Source organism: Bacillus litorisediminis, assembly GCF_022808645.1.
GTDB classification, from domain to species: domain Bacteria; phylum Bacillota; class Bacilli; order Bacillales; family JC228; genus Bacillus_BF; species Bacillus_BF litorisediminis.
Map to the genome: position 1 here is coordinate 73,577 of NZ_JAKZKT010000015.1, position 19,732 is coordinate 93,308.

The following is a 19,732-nucleotide window of genomic DNA, read 5'->3' on the forward strand; positions in this document are numbered from 1 at the left end:
TTATATACGCGTGTTTTAGCGGACATGGGTTCCGCTATTTGTGACAAATACGGTGATTTTCAAAATGAAAGGACATAGGTTCCGCTATATTAGCATATACCAGCGATATTTGGCTGACTTTCGGTGAATAGCGGATCATATGTCCTATTATATCCGCAAAATAGCTATTTTTGCTGAAAATAACGGATTTAATGTCAGATTTGTGAACGATTCAAGACCAATGAAAAAATGTACAGCCAAATGGGTCAGTACATTCTGTGCGCTCTCGTTGTTCGTCGTCTAACTCCAGAATAGCACACTTCAGCTTTTGCAATTATTATAGCATTTTTTTGGACGAGTCTGAATAAGTATCCAAGAGAAGGACAACTCTTTTTTGACCTGAGGGGGGAGTGCGAAACCGTATGAAATTTCATGAAATGCCAGTAGAAGATCTGGAAAGAAGTCTAGCTACCAATTTTGAAAGAGGTTTGACGAATGATGAGGTGAAAAAGAGAAGAAAGAAACATGGATATAACGAATTAGAAGAGGGAGAGAAACAATCGGCCCTTCTCCTGTTCTTTAGCCAATTTAAAGATTTTATGGTTCTCGTACTGCTCGGTGCCACCCTGATTTCAGGGCTGCTCGGGGAGTATGTCGATGCCATTGCCATTATGGCGATTGTATTAGTGAATGGTTTTTTAGGATTTTTCCAGGAAAAAAAAGCCGAGAAGTCACTCCAGGCTTTAAAAGAGCTATCTGCTCCGCAAGTGATGGTGCTTCGAGACGGGGAATGGATTAAAGTCCCGTCAAGAGAAGTTGTCCCTGGCGATATTCTAAAGTTTGCTGCGGGAGACCGGGTTGGAGCGGATCTAAGACTGATTGAAGCGAAAAGCTTAGAAATAGAAGAGTCAGCTTTGACAGGTGAGTCCGTTCCGGTTGAAAAAAATGTATCCCCAATCCGCGATTCTAACCTGTCAATTGGCGATATGCATAATATGGCATTTATGGGAACATTGGTTACTAGAGGGTCAGGAGTCGGGGTCGTTGTTTCAACTGGAATGAAAACTGCGATGGGACAAATTGCGGATCTGCTTCAAACAGCTGAATCAACGATGACGCCGTTACAAAGGCGGCTTGAAGAGCTCGGTAAAATTTTAATCGTTGCTGCCTTGTTCCTAACTGCACTCGTTGTTGTTGTCGGAATCATACAAGGACATGATTTATATACAATGTTCTTTGCAGGGGTAAGCTTAGCTGTTGCGGCCATACCAGAAGGATTGCCTGCTATCGTAACAGTTGCCTTGTCACTCGGCGTGCAAAAAATGATCAAACGCAATGCGATCGTCCGCAAGCTGCCAGCGGTTGAAACATTAGGCTGTGCATCGGTGATTTGTTCTGACAAAACAGGAACGATGACACAAAATAAAATGACGGTTACGAAGCTTTGGAGCGGCGGCAAAATCTGGGGAGTAACGGGACAAGGCTATGAGCCGGCTGGAGAATTTCTGGATGGTGACAGAGCTGTGGAACCTGCCAGCGAAAAATCATTCCAGCAGCTTTTAACCTTTGGGATGCTTTGTAATCATGCGGAATTAAAAAATGATGGAGACCATTATTACTTAGATGGCGACCCTACAGAAGGGGCTATGCTGGTTGCTGCAATGAAAGCTGGCCTATCGAGGAAAAGTCTCTTATCGCAATTTAAAATCGTTCATGAATTTCCGTTTGATTCGGAAAGAAAAATGATGAGCGTAATTGTAGAAGACCGAAATGGAAAAAAGTTTGTCGTTACAAAGGGAGCACCAGATGTACTTTTAAAGGTGAGTGACTCCATCCTTTATGACAATAAGCTTCAATATTTATCAGAAACGATGCGGAAAAATGTCGTACAAGCTATCGAGTCAATGGCCGAGCAAGCATTGCGCACTATTGCAGTCGGATACAGACCGTTACAAACAGGAACCTACCCTCTCCATGAAATGGAGGCAGAGAAGGATTTAACGTTTGTCGGATTACAAGGAATGATCGACCCGCCGCGGCCAGAAGTTAGAGAAGCCGTTAAACAATGTAAGAAGGCTGGTATCCAAACGGTCATGATTACGGGTGATCACGCAATTACAGCCAGAGCGATTGCGAAGCAGCTCGGTTTATTGACAAACCAAAGCTTAGTATTAGAGGGTCATCAATTAAATGACATGTCAGTCGAGGAACTCGAAGAAGTAGTTGAAAAGACGACTGTATTTGCCCGTGTTTCCCCAGAGCATAAACTGAAAATCGTAAAAGCTTTCCAAAACCGCGGGCATATTGTAGCGATGACCGGAGATGGTGTTAACGATGCCCCGGCAATTAAAGCGGCAGACATCGGTGTTGCGATGGGGATTACAGGAACAGATGTTGCGAAAGAGGCGTCCTCTTTAGTGTTACTAGATGATAATTTTACCACGATCAAAGCAGCCATTGAAGAAGGCCGCAATATCTATGAAAATATCCGCAAATTTATCCGTTATCTGTTAGCCTCCAATGTTGGAGAAATTTTAGTCATGCTTTTCGCGATGCTGCTTGCGTTACCGCTTCCGCTTGTACCGATTCAAATATTATGGGTGAATCTTGTAACAGATGGTCTGCCAGCGATGGCTCTTGGGTTAGACCCATCTGAAGAAGATGTGATGAACCGGAAACCTAGACATCCAAAAGAGGGTGTATTTGCCAGAGGTTTAGGCTGGAAAGTTATTTCAAGAGGTTTCCTGATAGGGATTGTCACTTTGATTGCCTTCATGCTTGCATACCAGGGTCAGAAAGAAAATTTAACCTATGCCCAAACTGTAGCTTTTGCGACCTTAGTCATGGCGCAATTAATCCATGTGTTCGACTGCCGCAGCGATATTTCAGTATTTGCACGAAATCCGTTTCAAAACAAGTATTTAGTAGGGGCTGTCCTTTCATCCTTAATTCTGATGCTCATTGTCATCTACTATCCGCCACTGCAAACCGTCTTCCATACGGTGGCGATTGATGTGAAAGATTGGCTGTTGATTACAGGCTTGGCTGCCATTCCAACGTTTATCTGGGTCGGCTCACATTTTACAAGAAAATCAGTTTAATATGTGTTATAATCCAAAAGGTAGTAGAGCTTGTTCTATTACCTTTTTTCTATTGACACTGAATTCTGTTATCATGAATGGGACGATTTTTATACTTTAGGAAAAGTATAAAATTTTGCTAAGATGGGATTCGACGCAGACAAAATTTTTAGGAATAAAGTACGAATGCCAGGATGGCCTAGTCTAGCGATACATTAGGACGTGGCGTTTCGAGCGTGATAAGGGCAACTAGGCAATCGTCGGTGCCTAAAGGCTTGACGCAAGCCAAGTTTTCTTTAAGGTGAAAAGGTTGTGAAGAGTATGATCAAAAGTATGACTGGCTATGGCAGCAGCTCAAAAGAGGCAGGCTCCTTTCAAGTCACAGTTGAGCTAAAGGCAGTTAATCATCGTTTTTGTGAAATAAACCTAAGAATTCCCCGATCCTTTCTTCATTTAGAGGATCAGATGAAAAAAAGAATTCAACGCTTTATACATCGTGGCCGGATTGAGGGCTTTGTCAATATTGAGGGAGAAGGTCTGCTAGTAAAAAATTTTAAGGTCGATTGGATGCTTTTAGATCAATATGTTGATGCACTACGTGAAATAAAGAATCATTACTCTATCCAAGAACAAGTGAATCTTTCCCACCTTTTAAAACAGGAGGAAATCTTTCAGATACAAGAAAAAGAAGAACGTTCCCTTGCAGAAGTAGAAGAACTTCTTCTTTCATGTGCAGAAGAAGCAGCACAAGCTCTGCTTTCAATGAGAAGGCTTGAAGGGGAAGAACTCAAAAACGTCCTGATTCAATACATAAATGAATTACAGCAAATGGTGAATAGTCTCGAAATACGGGCACCATTAGTCACCCGGCATTATAAAGAACGTCTTGAAAAGAGAATCAGGGAACTATACACTGGCCCAGTTGATGAAAACCGGCTGTTACAAGAGGTTGCTATTTTCTCCGATAAGGCAGATATTAGCGAAGAATTAACTAGGCTATCCAGCCATTGCAGCCAATTTCTTCAATCACTCGAAATAAAAGAGCCTGTTGGGAGAAAGCTTGATTTTCTGATTCAAGAAATGAATCGAGAAATTAACACAATCGGTTCCAAAGCTAATGACCAACAAATTGCTCAAGATGTGGTAGAATTGAAAACAATTCTTGAAAAAATGCGAGAACAAGTTCAAAATATCGAATAGCAAGAATATTTGCTTCTGCTAAAGGGCAAACTATTCTATTAGAATTAGGAGGGCCTATGGGGATACAATTAATTAATATTGGTTTTGGGAACATCGTATCTGCCAATCGATTAATCTCAATTGTTAGTCCTGAATCAGCTCCAATTAAGCGTTTAATTCAAGATGCACGTGATCGGAATATGCTTATTGATGCTACATACGGAAGACGTACCCGAGCAGTGCTGATTATGGATTCAGACCATGTGATTCTCTCAGCTGTTCAACCCGAAACTGTAGCTAGTCGATTGGTGGACAGAGATGAGATCGTGGATGAAGGGTAGGTACAATGCATGAAAGGGAAAAAAGGTCTACTAATCGTTTTATCAGGCCCATCTGGAGTTGGAAAAGGGACGGTAAGAAAAGCGATTTTTTCAAAAGAAGACACAGAATATGAATATTCCATATCGGTAACAACGAGAAAACCGCGCGAAGGCGAAATTGATGGAGTCGATTATTTTTTTAAAACACGTGATGAATTTGAAAGAATGATTGAACGCGGTGAGCTTCTGGAATATGCCGAATATGTTGGGAATTATTATGGTACTCCGTTCGATTATGTCCGAAAGACGATCGATGATGGGAAGGACGTATTTTTGGAAATTGAAGTCCAAGGGGCAAAACAAGTAAGAGAAAAATTTCCGGAAGGTTTGTTTATTTTCCTTGTTCCGCCGAGCCTGCGAGAACTAAAATCACGCATAACAGGACGCGGAACTGAGACTGAAGATATCATCCAAAATCGGATGCAGGCCGCCAAGGAAGAGCTATCATTAATGAATTTATACGATTATGTGGTAGTAAATGATAAAATTGAATCTGCATGTGATACCATCAATGCGATTGTCAAAGCCGAGCATTGCCGTCGTGTACGTGTAGAAAAAATATATAAAGAAATGTTAGGAGTGGATGAATAGTATGTTATATCCATCAATTGATTCGCTTTTACAAAAAATAGATTCAAAATACTCTTTAGTTACAATTGCTGCAAAAAGAGCCCGCAAATTAAATTTGAACGAAGAACCGCCTTTATTGGATAAATATGTCTCACATAAGAGTGTCGGGAAAGCACTTGAGGAAATTAACAGCGGCGATTTGAAAATGGCAACCAAAGAGTAGGCTCTTCCAGGGGTCTGACCCCACAATTTTGATTTGTGGGATCAGACCCCTTTCATTCTTTAAGGGGGTAATAGAAATGGTGAAAAAGAATATTCTTTTATGTGTTTCAGGGGGAATAGCGGCTTACAAAGGTGCTGGATTAACTAGTAAACTGACCCAGGCGGGGTTTTCCGTCAAGGTCATTATGACAAAGAGTGCGCAAGAATTTGTTGCGCCTCTAACGTTTCAAGCTCTTTCGAGACAGCCTGTTTTTACAGATACATTTGCCGAAAAGGATCCTAACGTTATTTCACATATTGACTTAGCCGATTGGGCCGATTTAATTGTTGTGGCGCCGGCCACTGCCAATGTCATTGGAAAACTGGCTAATGGAATCGCGGACGATATGCTTACCACAACACTGCTCGCATCAACAGCACCTGTTTGGATTGCACCGGCGATGAATGTACATATGTACGAACATCCCGCAGTTCAACGCAATATACAAATTCTTAAAGATTATGGCTATACATTTGTGGAACCAAATGAAGGCTATTTGGCATGCGGATATGTTGGTAAAGGCAGACTGGCTGAGCCTGAAGAAATAACAGAAAAAATAGTAGCTTTCTTTTTGGGGGGAGATCAGCAAGACCTGCCACTTAAAGGAAGAAAGATATTGGTAACAGCTGGGCCAACCAAAGAAATGATTGATCCTGTCCGCTACTTAACGAATCGTTCGAGCGGCAAAATGGGCTATTCGATTGCAGAAGAAGCAGCCAGATTAGGAGCTGAGGTAACTTTAGTATCAGGCCCAGTAAGCCTTGCGGTTCCCGATAAGGTAAACCTGGTTAAGGTAGAATCAGCCGAAGAAATGTACAATGCTGTGATGGAAAGATTTGCAGAGCAAGATGCTGTCATCAAGAGTGCTGCAGTCGCTGATTATCGGCCTGTCAACGTTTTTGACCGGAAACTGAAGAAACAGGACAGTACCCTCACTATTACGCTGGAAAAGACAAAAGATATCTTAAAAGACCTTGGAAAAATTAAATCCCATCAAATTTTGGTTGGTTTTGCTGCCGAAACGAATGATGTAGTAGAATATGCGATGAAAAAATTAAAGGAAAAGAATCTTGATTTGGTAGTAGCGAATGATGTGACGGAAGCAGGGGCGGGGTTCGAAGGCGATACAAACATTGTAACTCTGATAGATTCAAAAGGTGACCAGGAAGCTCTGCCTATTTTGTCAAAGACCCAAGTTGCGCAAAAGATTTTAGAGAAAGTGACAGAGCTATTAAAAGGCAGGTGAGATACATGAACATAGCGAAAGTCATTGTGGACGTTCCGGCAGCTCAAACTGACCACACATTTTCCTATCGAATCCCTGAGGATTGGACAGAGCTGATCGTTCCAGGAATTAGGGTTGTTGTCCCCTTCGGTCCGAGAAAGATTCAAGGAATTGTCGTGGAAACTGTGACGGATGAGAATGAAAGTCTATCTGCTAAACTAAAAGATATTGAAGAACCGCTTGATCTTACGCCAGTCTTTACACCCGAACTTCTTCAATTAGCCGCTTGGCTTTCTGAGGAAACACTATGCTTTCAAGTAGCTGCCCTGCAAGCAATGCTCCCAGCAGCCATGAAAGCAAAATACCAGAAAAAGATTGTATACAATCGAGATGTCGTTCCGCATGAATTACAGGAGCTATTTAAGAACCGGAAGGAAGCAAGCTGGGAACGGGCGCTGGAATTAAATATGGTTCCCTTATTACAGAAAAAGGCAAAGACGAACGAACTTGATATTGTTTATGAAGTAAAAGAAAAAAACAAAAAAAAGAAAGTAAAGATGATTCGCTGCAAAGCCAGTCAGGATCAGCTAGAGGAACTAATCGGAGCTTTACCTCCACAAGCTAGCAAGCAAAAGGAATTACTGCAATTCTTTATTAAGAAAACTGAAAGCATCCCCTTTCAGGATTTGAATAAAACTTATGGATTTAGTTCAAGTACGGTTCGTTCCTTAATCGAAAAAGAAATTCTCGAGGAACAAAGTGTTGAAGTGTACCGGGACCCATATGAGCATAAAACGTTTAAACGTACAGAACCTCTTCCTTTAACCAATGAACAGCAAGCTGCCATTGCACCGATTCTTAGCGCTGTAGAGGAAAATAGATTTGAATCGTTTCTATTATATGGAGTAACCGGGAGCGGAAAAACAGAAGTCTATTTACAAACCATTCAAGAGGTTTTAAAACTAGGAAAAGAAGCAATTGTCCTTGTCCCTGAAATTTCTTTAACACCTCAAATAGTTGCCCGATTTAAAGGCCGGTTTGGCGAGCAGGTCGCTGTATTACATAGCGGTCTGTCCATTGGTGAAAAATATGATGAATGGAGAAAGATTCATAGAAAAGAAGTAAAAGTAGCAGTTGGAGCAAGATCTGCTATTTTTGCCCCATTTGATAATCTCGGCGTCATTATTATTGATGAAGAGCATGAAAGCAGCTATAAACAGGAGGAAAATCCTCGTTACCATGCACGGGACGTGGCAAAAAAACGGGGGGAATATCATCACTGTCCGATTATCTTAGGAAGTGCGACGCCTTCGCTAGAATCATTTGCAAGAGCTCAAAAAGGGGTTTATACCTTATTGCAGCTCACCAAGCGAATGAATAATCGCGACCTTCCTTCGGTTGAAATTGTGGATATGCGCAATGAATTGCGGGACGGAAATCGCTCTATGTTTTCAAAAAAATTGGTTGAGCTCCTGCAAGACCGTTTAGAAAAGCGAGAGCAGACAGTTTTATTTTTAAATAAAAGAGGATATTCCTCGTTTGTCATGTGCCGTGACTGCGGATATGTCATCCAATGTCCGCATTGTGATTTATCCATGACATATCACCGGGCTTCTTCCGAAATGAAATGTCATTATTGCGGCTACCATTCCCATGTTCCGGCAGTCTGTCCGGAATGTTCGAGCAAACATATCCGTTATTTTGGAAGCGGTACGCAAAAAATAGAAGAGGAATTGGGACGATTGTTCCCTGAAGCAAAAGTAATCCGAATGGACGTTGATACAACCGGAAGAAAGGGAGCACATGAAAAATTGTTATCTGCTTTTGAACGGGGAGAAGCAGATATCTTATTAGGAACCCAGATGATTGCGAAGGGTCTGGACTTCCCGAATATTACATTGGTAGGAGTTTTATCCGCTGATACTATGCTTCATTTGCCAGACTTCAGGGCATCGGAAAAAACATTTCAGCTGCTTACCCAGGTAAGCGGACGGGCTGGCCGGCATGATAAGCCCGGGGAAGTCATCATTCAAACTTACACTCCTGAGCACTACAGTATACTTTTAAGCGGAAAACAAGATTATCCAGAATTTTATCAGAGGGAAATGGTAGCAAGGAAGCAATTTCAATACCCTCCTTTTTATTATTTAGCACTCATCCATATAAGTCATGAAGATGTTTTAAAAACTGCGAAGATCGCTGAGAATATCGCACATTATTTGCAAAAGCATTTAAGTTCATCGAGTATCATCTTAGGTCCTGTTGCGTCACCAATTGCCAGGATCAATAATAGATATCGCTATCAATGTCTGATAAAATACAAACGGGAACCAGAGCTTATGCATCATTTAAAGACAATTGTTCAACAATTTCAAGATGGTACCCGGAAAAATGTAGTCTATGTGTCAGTAGACGTACAACCATATGTACTTATGTAGAAGCAGGTGAATTTTTTGACTGTTAAACCAATCATTATGCATCCAGACCCGTTACTTGAGCAGACATGTGAACGGGTGGAGATATTTGACTCAAAGTTAAAACGATTAGTCCGTGACATGTTTGAAACGATGTATGAAGCCGATGGCGTAGGCTTAGCAGGTCCACAAATCGGTGTATTAAAACAAATAGCTGTTGTCGACGCTGATGAAGAAATCGGACCAATCGTACTTATAAATCCGGAAATCTACGACCAAAATGGTGAAGAACTAGGAGTGGAAGGCTGTCTCAGTATTCCCTCACTATATGGAGAAGTGGTCCGTTCACAGTCAATCAAGGTAAAGGCCTTTGATGTAAAGGGACGCCCATTTGATCTAAAGGCATCAGGCTTTGTGGCTAGAGCGATCCAACATGAAATCGACCATCTCCAAGGGATTCTTTTTACATCGAAAGTGGTCCGCTATATAAAGGAAGAAGAGCTAGAAGTGGAGGGATAGAATTGACGAGAATCGTGTTTATGGGAACGCCAGACTTTTCTGTACCTGTATTAGAGAAATTAATCGAACAAAACTACCAAGTAGTAGGTGTGGTTACTCAGCCAGATCGGCCAGTCGGCAGAAAAAGAGTGTTAACTCCGCCTCCAGTAAAAATAGCAGCAGAGAAGCACGGAATTCCTGTTTATCAGCCTGAAAAAATCCGGGTTGAGTATCAGGAAATTTTAAGACTTCAACCCGACTTAATTGTAACAGCTGCATATGGCCAAATCTTGCCAAAGGATATCCTCGACTACCCTAAATACGGCTGCATCAATGTACACGCTTCGTTACTTCCTGAGTTTAGAGGCGGGGCACCGATACATTATGCAATCATCCAAGGCAAAGAGAAAACAGGTGTTACGATTATGTATATGGCTGAACAGCTAGATGCCGGTGACATGATTGCAAAGGTAGAAGTGCCGATTTTAGAAACCGACCATGTCGGTACCCTTCATGATAAATTAAGTGAAGCCGGTGCAGCTCTTCTAGCTCAATCGATTCCTTCTATTATAGATGGAACAGCCGAGGCGATTCCACAGGACCATGCAAAAGCAACTTTTGCCCCTAATATAAAGCGGGAACAAGAAGAGATCGATTGGAGCCGTTCCGGAGAAGAAATCTATAACCATATTCGCGGACTCCATCCATGGCCCGTTGCCTATACGATTTTTCACGGAGAGGTTTGGAAAATTTGGTGGGGTGAAAAAGAGCGTACGATCGAATCTGATGATCATTCGGGGACGATTCTGGCAATAGATGCAAATGGAATTGTTGTAAAAACAGGAAATGAAACCGGAATTCGGATTACGGAGCTTCAGCCAGCTGGTAAAAAGAGAATGGCTGTATCCGAGTTTGTAAGAGGAATCGGGGATAAATTAACAATTGGAATGAGGCTAGGAAGAGAACATGACTAAACCGAATGTTCGTTTCGCTTGTTTAAACCTGTTGACAACCATTGATAAAGAACAAGCTTACAGTAATATTGTGCTTCAGAAGGAAATTGAAAAGGGCGCATACTCTGACAAAGATAAAGCACTGCTTACTGAAATTTTATATGGCACACTTCAGCGGAAATTAAGCTTAGACTTCTTTTTAGAACCTTTTATTAAAGGCAAAAAACTGAAAGGCTGGGTCCGCTGGCTGCTCCGGTTAACTTTGTATCAGATCGTTTATCTCGATAAGATTCCAGAAAGAGCGGCGATCTATGAAGCGGTGGAGATTGCAAAGAAAAGAGGAAACAACACAATTGCGGGTTTTGTAAACGGGGTTTTGCGGTCGATTGGACGTGAAGGTATTCGCGATATCAAAAGTATAAAAGATCCAATCAAGCGGCTCAGTATAGAGACAAGCCATCCCGAATGGCTTGTGAAAAGATGGATTGCCCAATGGGGAATGGAAGAAACCGAAAAAATGTGCAAGGAAAATTTAATGGCTCCTGTGCAAACAGCCCGGGTTAATCTGAATCGGATATCCAGGGAAGAAGCTCTTCAAAAACTGAAAGAAGAAGGGTTTGATGCAGAGCCAAGCCCGTTTTTAAAGGAAGCAATCCGAATGGTGAAAGGTTCAATTGTGAAAAGTTCACTTTTTCAGGAAGGTTATGTAACGATTCAGGATGAGAGTTCAATGCTGCCTGCCTATGCGCTTGACATAGAAAAGAATATGATTGTTTTAGATGCATGTGCAGCTCCAGGCGGGAAAACAACTCATATTGCTGAAAAACTACAGCAGACAGGGAAGGTTCATTCCTTTGATATCCACGAACACAAGGTACAGCTGATTCAAGATAATGTTGACAGGCTTCAGTTAAAAAATGTGGCGGCCAAGCAAGGAGACAGCAGAAAAATCCAGCATCTATTTTCCGCTCAAACATTTGATCGGATTTTAGTAGATGCGCCCTGCTCCGGATTCGGTGTTCTCAAACGAAAACCTGAAGCCAAATACGAAAAAGAAGAACAGGATATCCGCCAGCTGAAAGCGATTCAGTTAGAAATTTTATGTGCAGTTGCTCCATTATTAAAACAAAATGGTATTCTAGTTTATAGTACTTGTACTGTCGATATGGAGGAAAATCACGATACCGTACGATCTTTTCTTGAACGTCAATCAGATTATGTTTTGGATGAAACATTGAAAGAGAGAGTCCCTGAGAGCTTCCGGCCACTTGTAAAAAATGGAGAGCTTCAGTTACTTCCGCATACGTTGAGTACAGATGGATTTTTTGTTGCAGCATTTAGAAGAAGGTGAAAACATGGAACAGCAAACAGTAGAGAAAAAGAAAAAGGCTGGAATCAATCCAATGCCGGAAAAGCCGTCAATTTATTCGCTTCCATTTAATGAACTAAAAAAATGGGTGCAAGAACAAGGAGAAAAATCGTTTCGTGCCGAACAATTATACGATTGGCTCTATCTAAAAAGGGTTGATGATTTCAATGAGATGACCAATTTGCCCAAATCCTTTCGGGAAAAACTTGATGCAACCTTTACAATGACCAGTTTAAAGACAATTATTAAGCAAACATCGAAGGATGGAACGATAAAATTTTTATTTGAATTACAGGATGGATATTCGATAGAGACCGTTTTAATGAGACATGAATATGGGAATTCAATCTGTGTTACGACACAAGTCGGATGCCGTATTGGCTGTACGTTTTGTGCATCGACATTAGGCGGACTAAAAAGGAATCTGGAGGCAGGCGAAATTGTTTCTCAGGTTTTGAAAGTGCAAAAGGCTTTAGATGAAACGAATGAACGCGTTAGCCATGTTGTTGTGATGGGGATTGGAGAACCGTTTGACAATTATGACGCCCTACTCTCGTTTCTTAAAGTCATCAATGAGGATAAAGGGCTAAATATCGGTGCAAGACATATTACCGTTTCAACCTCTGGAATCATTCCAAAAATATATAAATTTGCAGATGAGAATTTACAAATAAACTTTGCCATTTCTCTTCATGCACCAAATACAGAATTAAGATCAAAGCTAATGCCAATCAATCGTGCTTATAAACTGCCTGATTTAATGGAAGCAATTAAGTATTACATCAAAAAGACGGGAAGACGAGTCAGTTTTGAATATGGTCTGTTTGGCGGTGAAAATGATCAGGATGAACATGCTGAAGAGCTTGCCGCATTAGTGAAAGGAATAAAGTGTCATATTAACTTAATTCCGGTAAACTATGTACCAGAGAGAAATTATGTTCGCACACCTAGAGAGCAGATCTTTAAATTTGAAAAAATCCTTAAAAATCATGGAATCAACGTTACCATTCGAAGAGAACAAGGACATGATATTGACGCAGCATGTGGACAGTTACGAGCGAAGGAGCGTAAGGAAGAGACGAGGTGAAAGGATGAAAGCGGTATTTAAAACAGACCGTGGACGTGTAAGGCCTCATAACGAAGACAATGGGGGAATATTTGAAACACAGAATAACCTTCTTTTAGCTGTTGTAGCTGATGGAATGGGAGGTCATCGTGCTGGTGATGTGGCAAGTGAAATGGCTGTAAAGCAGCTGCAAGAATTATGGGAACAATCATCATTAGAGATACATCCGGAAGAAGCCGAAAAATGGCTAACCGAAGCTATTCAAAAGGTGAATAATCACATTTTTGTTCATGCCAGCAAAAATGAGGAATGTCAAGGTATGGGGACTACCATGGTGGCAGCTGTATGCAGCGACTCGTTTGCGACTGTTGCAAACATTGGGGACAGCAGATGCTACATTTTTAATGAATTAGGTTTTTCTCAGTTTACAGAGGATCATACATTGGTAAACGAGCTTGTTCGCAGCGGCCATATTTCGAGGCAAGATGCGGAGCATCATCCAAGAAAAAATGTGATTCTAAGGGCTTTAGGAACTGAGGAACACGTCATAGTCGATGTAAAAACCATTACTTTTGAACAAGGGGACTGTTTGTTATTATGTTCAGATGGCTTATCCAACAAGGTATCTGACGTGGAATTGAAACAAATACTTGAATCTGAGCAGAGGCTGGAAGAAAAAGCAGAACAATTGATTAATCTGGCAAATGAAAACGGCGGAGAAGACAACATAACAATTGTTATAGTAAAAAATGACGAAGAAGCTATACGAAACGGAGAATCATCATGATTATAGGAAGACGAATTAGCGGCCGCTATAAAATCATCGAGATGATTGGCGGCGGAGGCATGGCTAATGTTTATCTAGCCCATGACATGATTTTAGACCGGGATGTGGCTATTAAAATCCTGAGGATGGATTTTTCAGATAACGAGAATTTTATACGCCGTTTTCATAGAGAAGCTCAATCTGCTACCAGCTTAGCTCATCCGAATATTGTCAGTATTTATGATGTTGGAGAAGAAGACGATATTTATTATATTGTGATGGAATATGTGGAAGGGATGACCTTAAAGCAATATATCCAGCAGCATTCTCCCATATCTGTTCATAAAGTAATAGAAATCATGGAACAGTTAGCTTCTGCCATTGCACATGCACATCAGAATAATATTGTTCACCGTGATATAAAACCTCAAAATATATTAATTGATAAACATGATGTTGTGAAAATAACAGACTTCGGCATTGCAATGGCAATCAGTGCAACTGCCATTACCCATACAAACACCGTACTTGGCACCGTTCATTATCTATCTCCTGAACAGGCAAGAGGCGGGATGGCCAATAAAAAGTCTGATATTTATTCCTTAGGAATTGTTATGTTCGAATTATTGACGGGTCGACTGCCGTTTTCAGGAGAGTCAGCGGTTTCGATTGCCCTTAAGCATCTGCAAAGTGAAACACCTTCCGTTAAAAGATGGAATCCAAATATTCCGCAAAGTGTTGAAAATATTGTCTTAAAGGCAACAGCGAAAGACCCTTTTCACCGCTATGCATCCGCCGAGGAGCTAGAAGAAGATCTTAAAACGGCCCTCGACCCTGACAGAATGAATGAGAAACCATTTGTGGTTCCAAAAGATGAAGAAGCCACGAAAGCCATTCCAGTTTTTACAAATGAGAAACCTTTTAATAATATGGATGAAACCATTTTGAGAGATGATAAGAAAACGCAAAGTCCTAAACCAGAACAGGCAAAGAAAAAGAAAAAGTGGCCATTGATACTGGGTATTACATTATTTTTCTTACTGGTTGGAGGCATACTGGCCTATGCAATTCTCCCGGGTATGTTAGCACCTGATTTAGTAGAAGTACCTGATGTATCCGAAAAAACAGTTAATGAAGCGGTTAATGAGCTTGTTTTAGCAGGCTTAAAAAAAGGTGAAATTGTAAAGATTCACGATGAATCGATAGAGGAAGGTCTTATTGTCAGGACTGATCCGCGTGCGGGTACAAAGGTAAAAGAAGGATCAGAGATTACGATTTACGAGAGTATGGGAAAAGAACGCTACACTCTATCAGATTATGTTGGAAAGCAAATTGATAGTGTTAAGCAGATGTTAGAGGACGAAGGATTCGAAGACATAGAGGTAATCGAAGAATTTTCAGATCAGCTGGAAGGGACCATCACTGACCAAGAACCTGCGGCTGATGAGGAAGTCATCCCGGAAGAAACGAAACTCATTTTTACTGTGAGTAAAGGTCCCGAAAAAATAGAATTAGAGGATTTGACAGGCTATTCGCAACCGGAGTACACAACCTATGCCAATACTCATCAATTCATTATAAATGTAACAGGTGAAGAGTTTCATAATGATATTCCAGAAGGACAGGTAATCAGGCAGGACCCTAAACCAGGCACAATGGTTGAAAAGGGTACGACGATTAATGTCGTTCTTTCAAAAGGAAAAGAATCAATACCGCCTAAAGAAGAAACCGTTGAAGTTTTGATTCCTTATAAAGTGGACGATGAAAATCAAACCAATGAACCGCAGCTTGTGCAAATATATATCGAGGATATGAATCATAATATTACGGAACTCGCTGAAGAATTTGAAATTACAAAAGACACGCCCTATAAGATTACTTTACTTATTCCATATGGAGGAAAAGCAGTATACCAAATTAGAAGAGATAATGAAATAATTGTAGAAGAAACCCGTGAGTATCCGGCAGAATAAAAAAATAGGAGTGATGCTATGCCTGAAGGCAAGATCATGAAAGCGTTAAGCGGATTTTATTATGTCGCAAGTGACGATAAAATCTATCAATGCAGGGGGCGCGGCGTGTTTAGAAAGAATAAGGTGACTCCTTTAGTTGGCGATCTGGTCGAATTCCAGGCTGAAAATGAGTTGGAGGGCTATATTTTAGATGTAAAGGAACGGAAAAATGAATTAGTACGTCCTCCTATTTCTAATGTGGATCAGGCTATTATTACATTTTCATGTCTAGAGCCTGCTTTTAATCCGGCTTTATTGGATCGTTTCTTAGTATTAATCGAATCGAAGCAAATCCATCCGGTCATCTGTATTACCAAAATTGATTTAGTTGATGAAAACACCCAACAGCAACTGAACCAGTTTGCGGAGGATTACCGAAAAATAGGATACGACTGGATTGTAACATCTTCTAAGGAAAAACTGGGATTAGATCAGCTGACTCCTTATTTAAAAGGGAAAACAAGTGTTGTGGCCGGACAATCAGGTGTAGGTAAATCCTCGCTTTTAAATGCGATTAATCCCGAGCTCGAACTAAAAACCAATGATATTTCCACACATTTAGGAAGAGGAAAGCATACAACCCGTCATGTAGAACTCCTTTCAATTGCTGAAGGGTATGTGGCAGATACACCTGGTTTTAGTTCGCTCGAGTTTGATGAAATCGAACTGGATGAGCTCACTGCATGTTTCCCAGAGTTCTCGTCAGCCAGTGAATCCTGTAAGTTTAGGGGCTGCCATCATATCAATGAACCAAAATGCGCAGTCAAGCAAGGGGTTGAACAAGGCGATATCCCTGCTTATCGTTATCAGCACTACCTATCCTTTTACCAGGAAATTAAAGATAGAAAGCCGAGGTATTAGTGATGAATACAATCAAAGTTGCCCCTTCGATTCTTTCAGCTGATTTTGCCAGGCTGGGAGAAGAAGTAAAAGAACTGGAAAGACTAGGGGCGGATTGGATTCATGTTGATGTCATGGATGGCCAATTTGTTCCGAATCTAACGATGGGACCGCTTGTGGTTGAAGCCTTAAAGCCGATTACCAAGCTGCCATTAGATGTCCATCTCATGATTGAGCATCCAGAAAACTATTTAGAGCCGTTTGTTCAAGCTGGAGCTGATTCGATTTCTGTACATGTTGAAGCTTGTACACACCTTCATCGGGTGGTGCAATCGATTAATCAGCATGGTGTAAAAAGCGGGGTTGTTTTAAATCCGGCTACCCCAATCGAAATGATCCAGCATGTGATAGAAGAGGTTGATTTTGTCTTATTAATGACAGTCAATCCGGGGTTTGGGGGACAGCCCTTTATCCATCAGGTTTTGCCGAAAATTAAAAAAGTTCGTGATCTGGCTAATTCAATCGGGAAAGAGCTGGATATCCAAGTGGACGGCGGAATTACAGAAGAGACTGCCAAGCTCTGCCGAGAAGCAGGCGCCACCATTTTAGTTGCCGGGTCAGCCATTTTTGGGGCGGCTGACCGCGGGGCAGCGATTGATGCGATTCGAGGAGAAACGTCAGCCAAGTAGCTGATGTTTTTCTGTTTTTTAATTAAATTGTTATCGAATATTTATAGCGTGAAATCGGCAGAGACCAGAGATCAGCTTCACCATTGTTCGTTTCATTTGCTATTTACTTTTCTTAGCGGATGTACGTTCCGCTATTTCGCAAAAAAACCGCTGATTTGCGGACCTTAACGGATTTACGTTCTGCTATTTGCCTAAAATCATACAAAAATTGCTCGGTTTGGGACAAATAGCGGAACCAGAGACCATTGAAAAATGCCCGTTTTGCCACAAATAGCGGAACTAGAGTTCGTTTGAACTCCGGTTCCCAAATTATGTAAATCTGTCTTAATACCGCTTGATTCAGATACGCCGGACCTTGAATTCAGTAAACCTGTCCGAATACATGCTTGATTCGGACACGACTGGCTTTGAAATGAGTAAACCTGTCCGAATACGCGCTTGATTCGGACACGGCTGATTTTGAAAATGAGTAAACCTGTCCGAATACATGCTTGATTCGGACACGACTAGCTTTGAAATCAGTAAACCTGTCCGAATACGCGCTTGATTCGGACATGACTGGCATTGAAATGAGTAAACCTGTCCGAATACATGCTTGATTCGGACACGACTAGCTTTGAAATCAGTAAACCTGTCCGAATACGCGCTTGATTCGGACATGACTGGCTTTGAAATGAGTAAACCTGTCCGAATACATGCTTGATTCGGACACGGCTGGCTTTGAAATGAGTAAACCTGTCCGAATACATGCTTGATTCGGACACGGCTGGCTTTGAAAAGAGTAAACCTGTCCGAATACATGCTTGATTCGGACACAGCTGGCATTGAAATGAGTAAACCTGTCCGAATATATGCTTGATTCGGACACGGCTGGCTTTGAAAAGAGTAAACCTGTCCGAATACATGCTTGATTCGGACACAGCTGGCATTGAAATGAGTAAACCTGTCCGAATATATGCTTGATTCGGACACGGCTGGCTTTGAAAAGAGTAAACCTGTCCGAATATATGCTTGATTCGGACATGACTGGCTTTGAAATGAGTAAACCTGTCCGAATACATGCTTGATTCGGACACGGCTGGCTTTGAAAAGAGTAAACCTGTCCGAATACATGCTTGATTCGGACACGGCTGGCTTTGAAAAGAGTAAATCTGTCCGAATTCACCTCTATGTTGGACACAAATTTGTATTAAGATTTAAAAAGGTTTGCAAACAGTTTTAATAAATTACAAGGGGGGTGGCTCCTTTGAACCTCGCGATTATGGCTGGCGGGCCGCTCGATCATATTCCCGCAAAAGAAGAATTAAGGAATTTGCCCCATGATACAAAATGGATTGGAATTGACCGGGGCGTGTTAACTTTATTTAATTACGGCATTTTTCCGGAAATGGCTGTCGGCGATTTTGATTCTGTCCTAGAGGAAGAAATGATGCTTATCGATCAAAATGTCCGTCATATTGAAACGGCCAAGCCTGAAAAAGATGAGACCGATATGGAGCTTGCATTAAATATGGCGATCCGCCAAAATCCTGTCTCTCTTTACATTTTTGGTGCTACCGGGAAAAGACAGGACCATCAATTTGCCAATTTGTATTTGCTTCTAAAAGTACTGGAGGAATTACCGCATTGCCATACAGAAATAAGGGACAGATGGAATCATATCTCGATCTATAAGCCTGGTACCTATCATATTCATAAGTCAGATTTTACGTATATTTCATTTATCCCAATCTCAGGTGAAATTCTTTCCCTTACATTAAAAGGATTTAAATATGATCTAAAAAATAGGCATATTCCGTTTGGGTCGACATTATGTATAAGTAATGAACTCATTGCACCTACTGGTACTTTTTCTTTCAATAATGGCATATTAATGATGATAAGAAGCAAGGATTAATTACTCATGTTTATGGGCGGATGTGTACCCAAATGTGATTGTTGGAATAAGATGTGGGTAAGGGAATTGAAGTGCGAGTTGATGAGGAGGGACTTATCATGAAATTTTACACGATTAAGCTTCCGAAGTTTCTTGGCGGAATTATTAGAGCGATGCTGGGAACCTTCAAAAAAAATTAAGGTATCGGGTTAGAAAGGATAAAATCTGGACTTATGTTTTATAAAGTCGGCTGTATGAAACAAAGCAAATAAGGCTCTATAATATTTGTTGGGGTTTGAACACAACTTTTTATTCATAAAAAAACACGTAGACATCCAATTCTTTTATACTTGAATTGTCTAGAAACAAGACAAAAGAAATGGAGTTACGTGTATATGAATATTACCATGAATATCCCTGGATTAAAAGATGTAGTCATTACCAAAATTGAACAGTATGAGGATATAGTCCGCCTATATGTAGAGATGGAACGAAAGAATCATCGTTGTCCTGCATGTAATAACTGGACCCGTCGGGTCCATGATTATCGGATACAGAAAATTCACCACTTGAA

General features: G+C 41.0%; 19 protein-coding genes. 18 read left to right on the forward strand and 1 reads right to left on the reverse strand.

Translation table 11 applies throughout. The features are described 5' to 3' along the window. Window positions 1-401 precede the first annotated feature (401 nt). The 15 genes from MLE14_RS09895 to rpe all read left to right on the forward strand — a co-directional run bounded on the left by MLE14_RS09895 (window position 402) and on the right by rpe (window position 17,282). Window positions 402-3,080, forward strand: coding sequence for a calcium-translocating P-type ATPase, SERCA-type (locus MLE14_RS09895; RefSeq protein WP_243298209.1), 2,679 nt, complete (start codon window positions 402-404; stop codon window positions 3,078-3,080). A gap of 300 nt (window positions 3,081-3,380) precedes the next feature. Continuing rightward, entirely contained in the window at window positions 3,381-4,259 is an 879-nt protein-coding gene (locus MLE14_RS09900; RefSeq protein WP_243298223.1) for a YicC/YloC family endoribonuclease, read from the forward strand. 56 nt (window positions 4,260-4,315) lie between these two features. After that, window positions 4,316-4,579 carry an extracellular matrix/biofilm regulator RemA gene (gene remA, locus MLE14_RS09905; RefSeq protein WP_097159531.1) on the forward strand — a complete coding sequence of 88 codons (264 nt, stop codon included), beginning with the start codon at window positions 4,316-4,318 and terminating at the stop codon, window positions 4,577-4,579. 9 nt (window positions 4,580-4,588) lie between these two features. Next, window positions 4,589-5,209, forward strand: coding sequence for a guanylate kinase (gene gmk / locus MLE14_RS09910; protein ID WP_243298210.1), 621 nt, complete (start codon window positions 4,589-4,591; stop codon window positions 5,207-5,209). Between the two features lies 1 nt (window position 5,210). Beyond that, the gene (rpoZ, locus tag MLE14_RS09915) at window positions 5,211-5,411 is read left to right on the forward strand and encodes a DNA-directed RNA polymerase subunit omega (protein ID WP_243298211.1); all 201 of its coding nucleotides are present in this window, start codon (window positions 5,211-5,213) and stop codon (window positions 5,409-5,411) included. Window positions 5,412-5,487: 76 nt separating this feature from the next. Then, entirely contained in the window at window positions 5,488-6,696 is a 1,209-nt protein-coding gene (gene coaBC / locus MLE14_RS09920; protein ID WP_243298212.1) for a bifunctional phosphopantothenoylcysteine decarboxylase/phosphopantothenate--cysteine ligase CoaBC, read from the forward strand. A gap of 5 nt (window positions 6,697-6,701) precedes the next feature. Next, window positions 6,702-9,113 (forward strand): primosomal protein N', encoded by a 2,412-nt coding sequence (priA, locus tag MLE14_RS09925; RefSeq protein WP_243298213.1) that lies wholly within the window; start codon window positions 6,702-6,704, stop codon window positions 9,111-9,113. A 15-nt stretch (window positions 9,114-9,128) separates the two neighbouring features. After that, complete coding sequence (def, locus tag MLE14_RS09930; protein ID WP_243298214.1) at window positions 9,129-9,608, forward strand: peptide deformylase; 480 nt, start codon at window positions 9,129-9,131, stop codon at window positions 9,606-9,608. Window positions 9,609-9,610: 2 nt separating this feature from the next. Beyond that, window positions 9,611-10,561: a methionyl-tRNA formyltransferase gene (gene fmt, locus MLE14_RS09935; RefSeq protein ID WP_243298215.1), complete on the forward strand. Its 951-nt coding sequence runs from the start codon at window positions 9,611-9,613 to the stop codon at window positions 10,559-10,561. Continuing rightward, window positions 10,554-11,891, forward strand: coding sequence for a 16S rRNA (cytosine(967)-C(5))-methyltransferase RsmB (rsmB, locus tag MLE14_RS09940; RefSeq protein ID WP_243298216.1), 1,338 nt, complete (start codon window positions 10,554-10,556; stop codon window positions 11,889-11,891). The genes fmt and rsmB overlap by 8 nt, the downstream gene beginning before the upstream one ends. Window positions 11,892-11,895: 4 nt before the next feature. Next, window positions 11,896-12,996 carry a 23S rRNA (adenine(2503)-C(2))-methyltransferase RlmN gene (rlmN, locus tag MLE14_RS09945; protein WP_390628612.1) on the forward strand — a complete coding sequence of 367 codons (1,101 nt, stop codon included), beginning with the start codon at window positions 11,896-11,898 and terminating at the stop codon, window positions 12,994-12,996. A gap of 4 nt (window positions 12,997-13,000) precedes the next feature. Next, entirely contained in the window at window positions 13,001-13,762 is a 762-nt protein-coding gene (locus MLE14_RS09950) for a Stp1/IreP family PP2C-type Ser/Thr phosphatase (RefSeq protein ID WP_243298217.1), read from the forward strand. Next, on the forward strand, window positions 13,759-15,714 hold the full coding sequence (pknB, locus tag MLE14_RS09955) for a Stk1 family PASTA domain-containing Ser/Thr kinase (RefSeq protein WP_243298218.1): 1,956 nt from the start codon (window positions 13,759-13,761) through the stop codon (window positions 15,712-15,714). Before MLE14_RS09950 ends, pknB begins: the two co-directional genes overlap by 4 nt. 18 nt (window positions 15,715-15,732) lie before the next feature. Next, window positions 15,733-16,614: a ribosome small subunit-dependent GTPase A gene (gene rsgA / locus MLE14_RS09960; protein ID WP_243298219.1), complete on the forward strand. Its 882-nt coding sequence runs from the start codon at window positions 15,733-15,735 to the stop codon at window positions 16,612-16,614. Window positions 16,615-16,616: 2 nt separating this feature from the next. Next, on the forward strand, window positions 16,617-17,282 hold the full coding sequence (gene rpe / locus MLE14_RS09965) for a ribulose-phosphate 3-epimerase (protein ID WP_243298220.1): 666 nt from the start codon (window positions 16,617-16,619) through the stop codon (window positions 17,280-17,282). 339 nt (window positions 17,283-17,621) lie between these two features. On the opposite strand, the gene MLE14_RS09970 is transcribed toward rpe, so the two are convergent. Next, on the reverse strand, window positions 17,622-18,395 hold the full coding sequence (locus tag MLE14_RS09970) for a hypothetical protein (RefSeq protein ID WP_243298221.1): 774 nt from the start codon (window positions 18,393-18,395) through the stop codon (window positions 17,622-17,624). A gap of 124 nt (window positions 18,396-18,519) precedes the next feature. On the opposite strand from MLE14_RS09970, the gene MLE14_RS09975 reads away from it, so the two are divergent. From MLE14_RS09975 to MLE14_RS09985, 3 genes are all read left to right on the forward strand, one after another. Next, window positions 18,520-19,179: a thiamine diphosphokinase gene (locus MLE14_RS09975; RefSeq protein WP_313897580.1), complete on the forward strand. Its 660-nt coding sequence runs from the start codon at window positions 18,520-18,522 to the stop codon at window positions 19,177-19,179. 98 nt (window positions 19,180-19,277) lie between these two features. After that, window positions 19,278-19,358 (forward strand): stage V sporulation protein SpoVM, encoded by an 81-nt coding sequence (spoVM, locus tag MLE14_RS09980; RefSeq protein ID WP_097159545.1) that lies wholly within the window; start codon window positions 19,278-19,280, stop codon window positions 19,356-19,358. Between the two features lie 195 nt (window positions 19,359-19,553). Beyond that, window positions 19,554-19,732: transposase family protein (locus tag MLE14_RS09985; protein ID WP_390628621.1), on the forward strand; the 179-nt coding region annotated here is incomplete at its 3' end.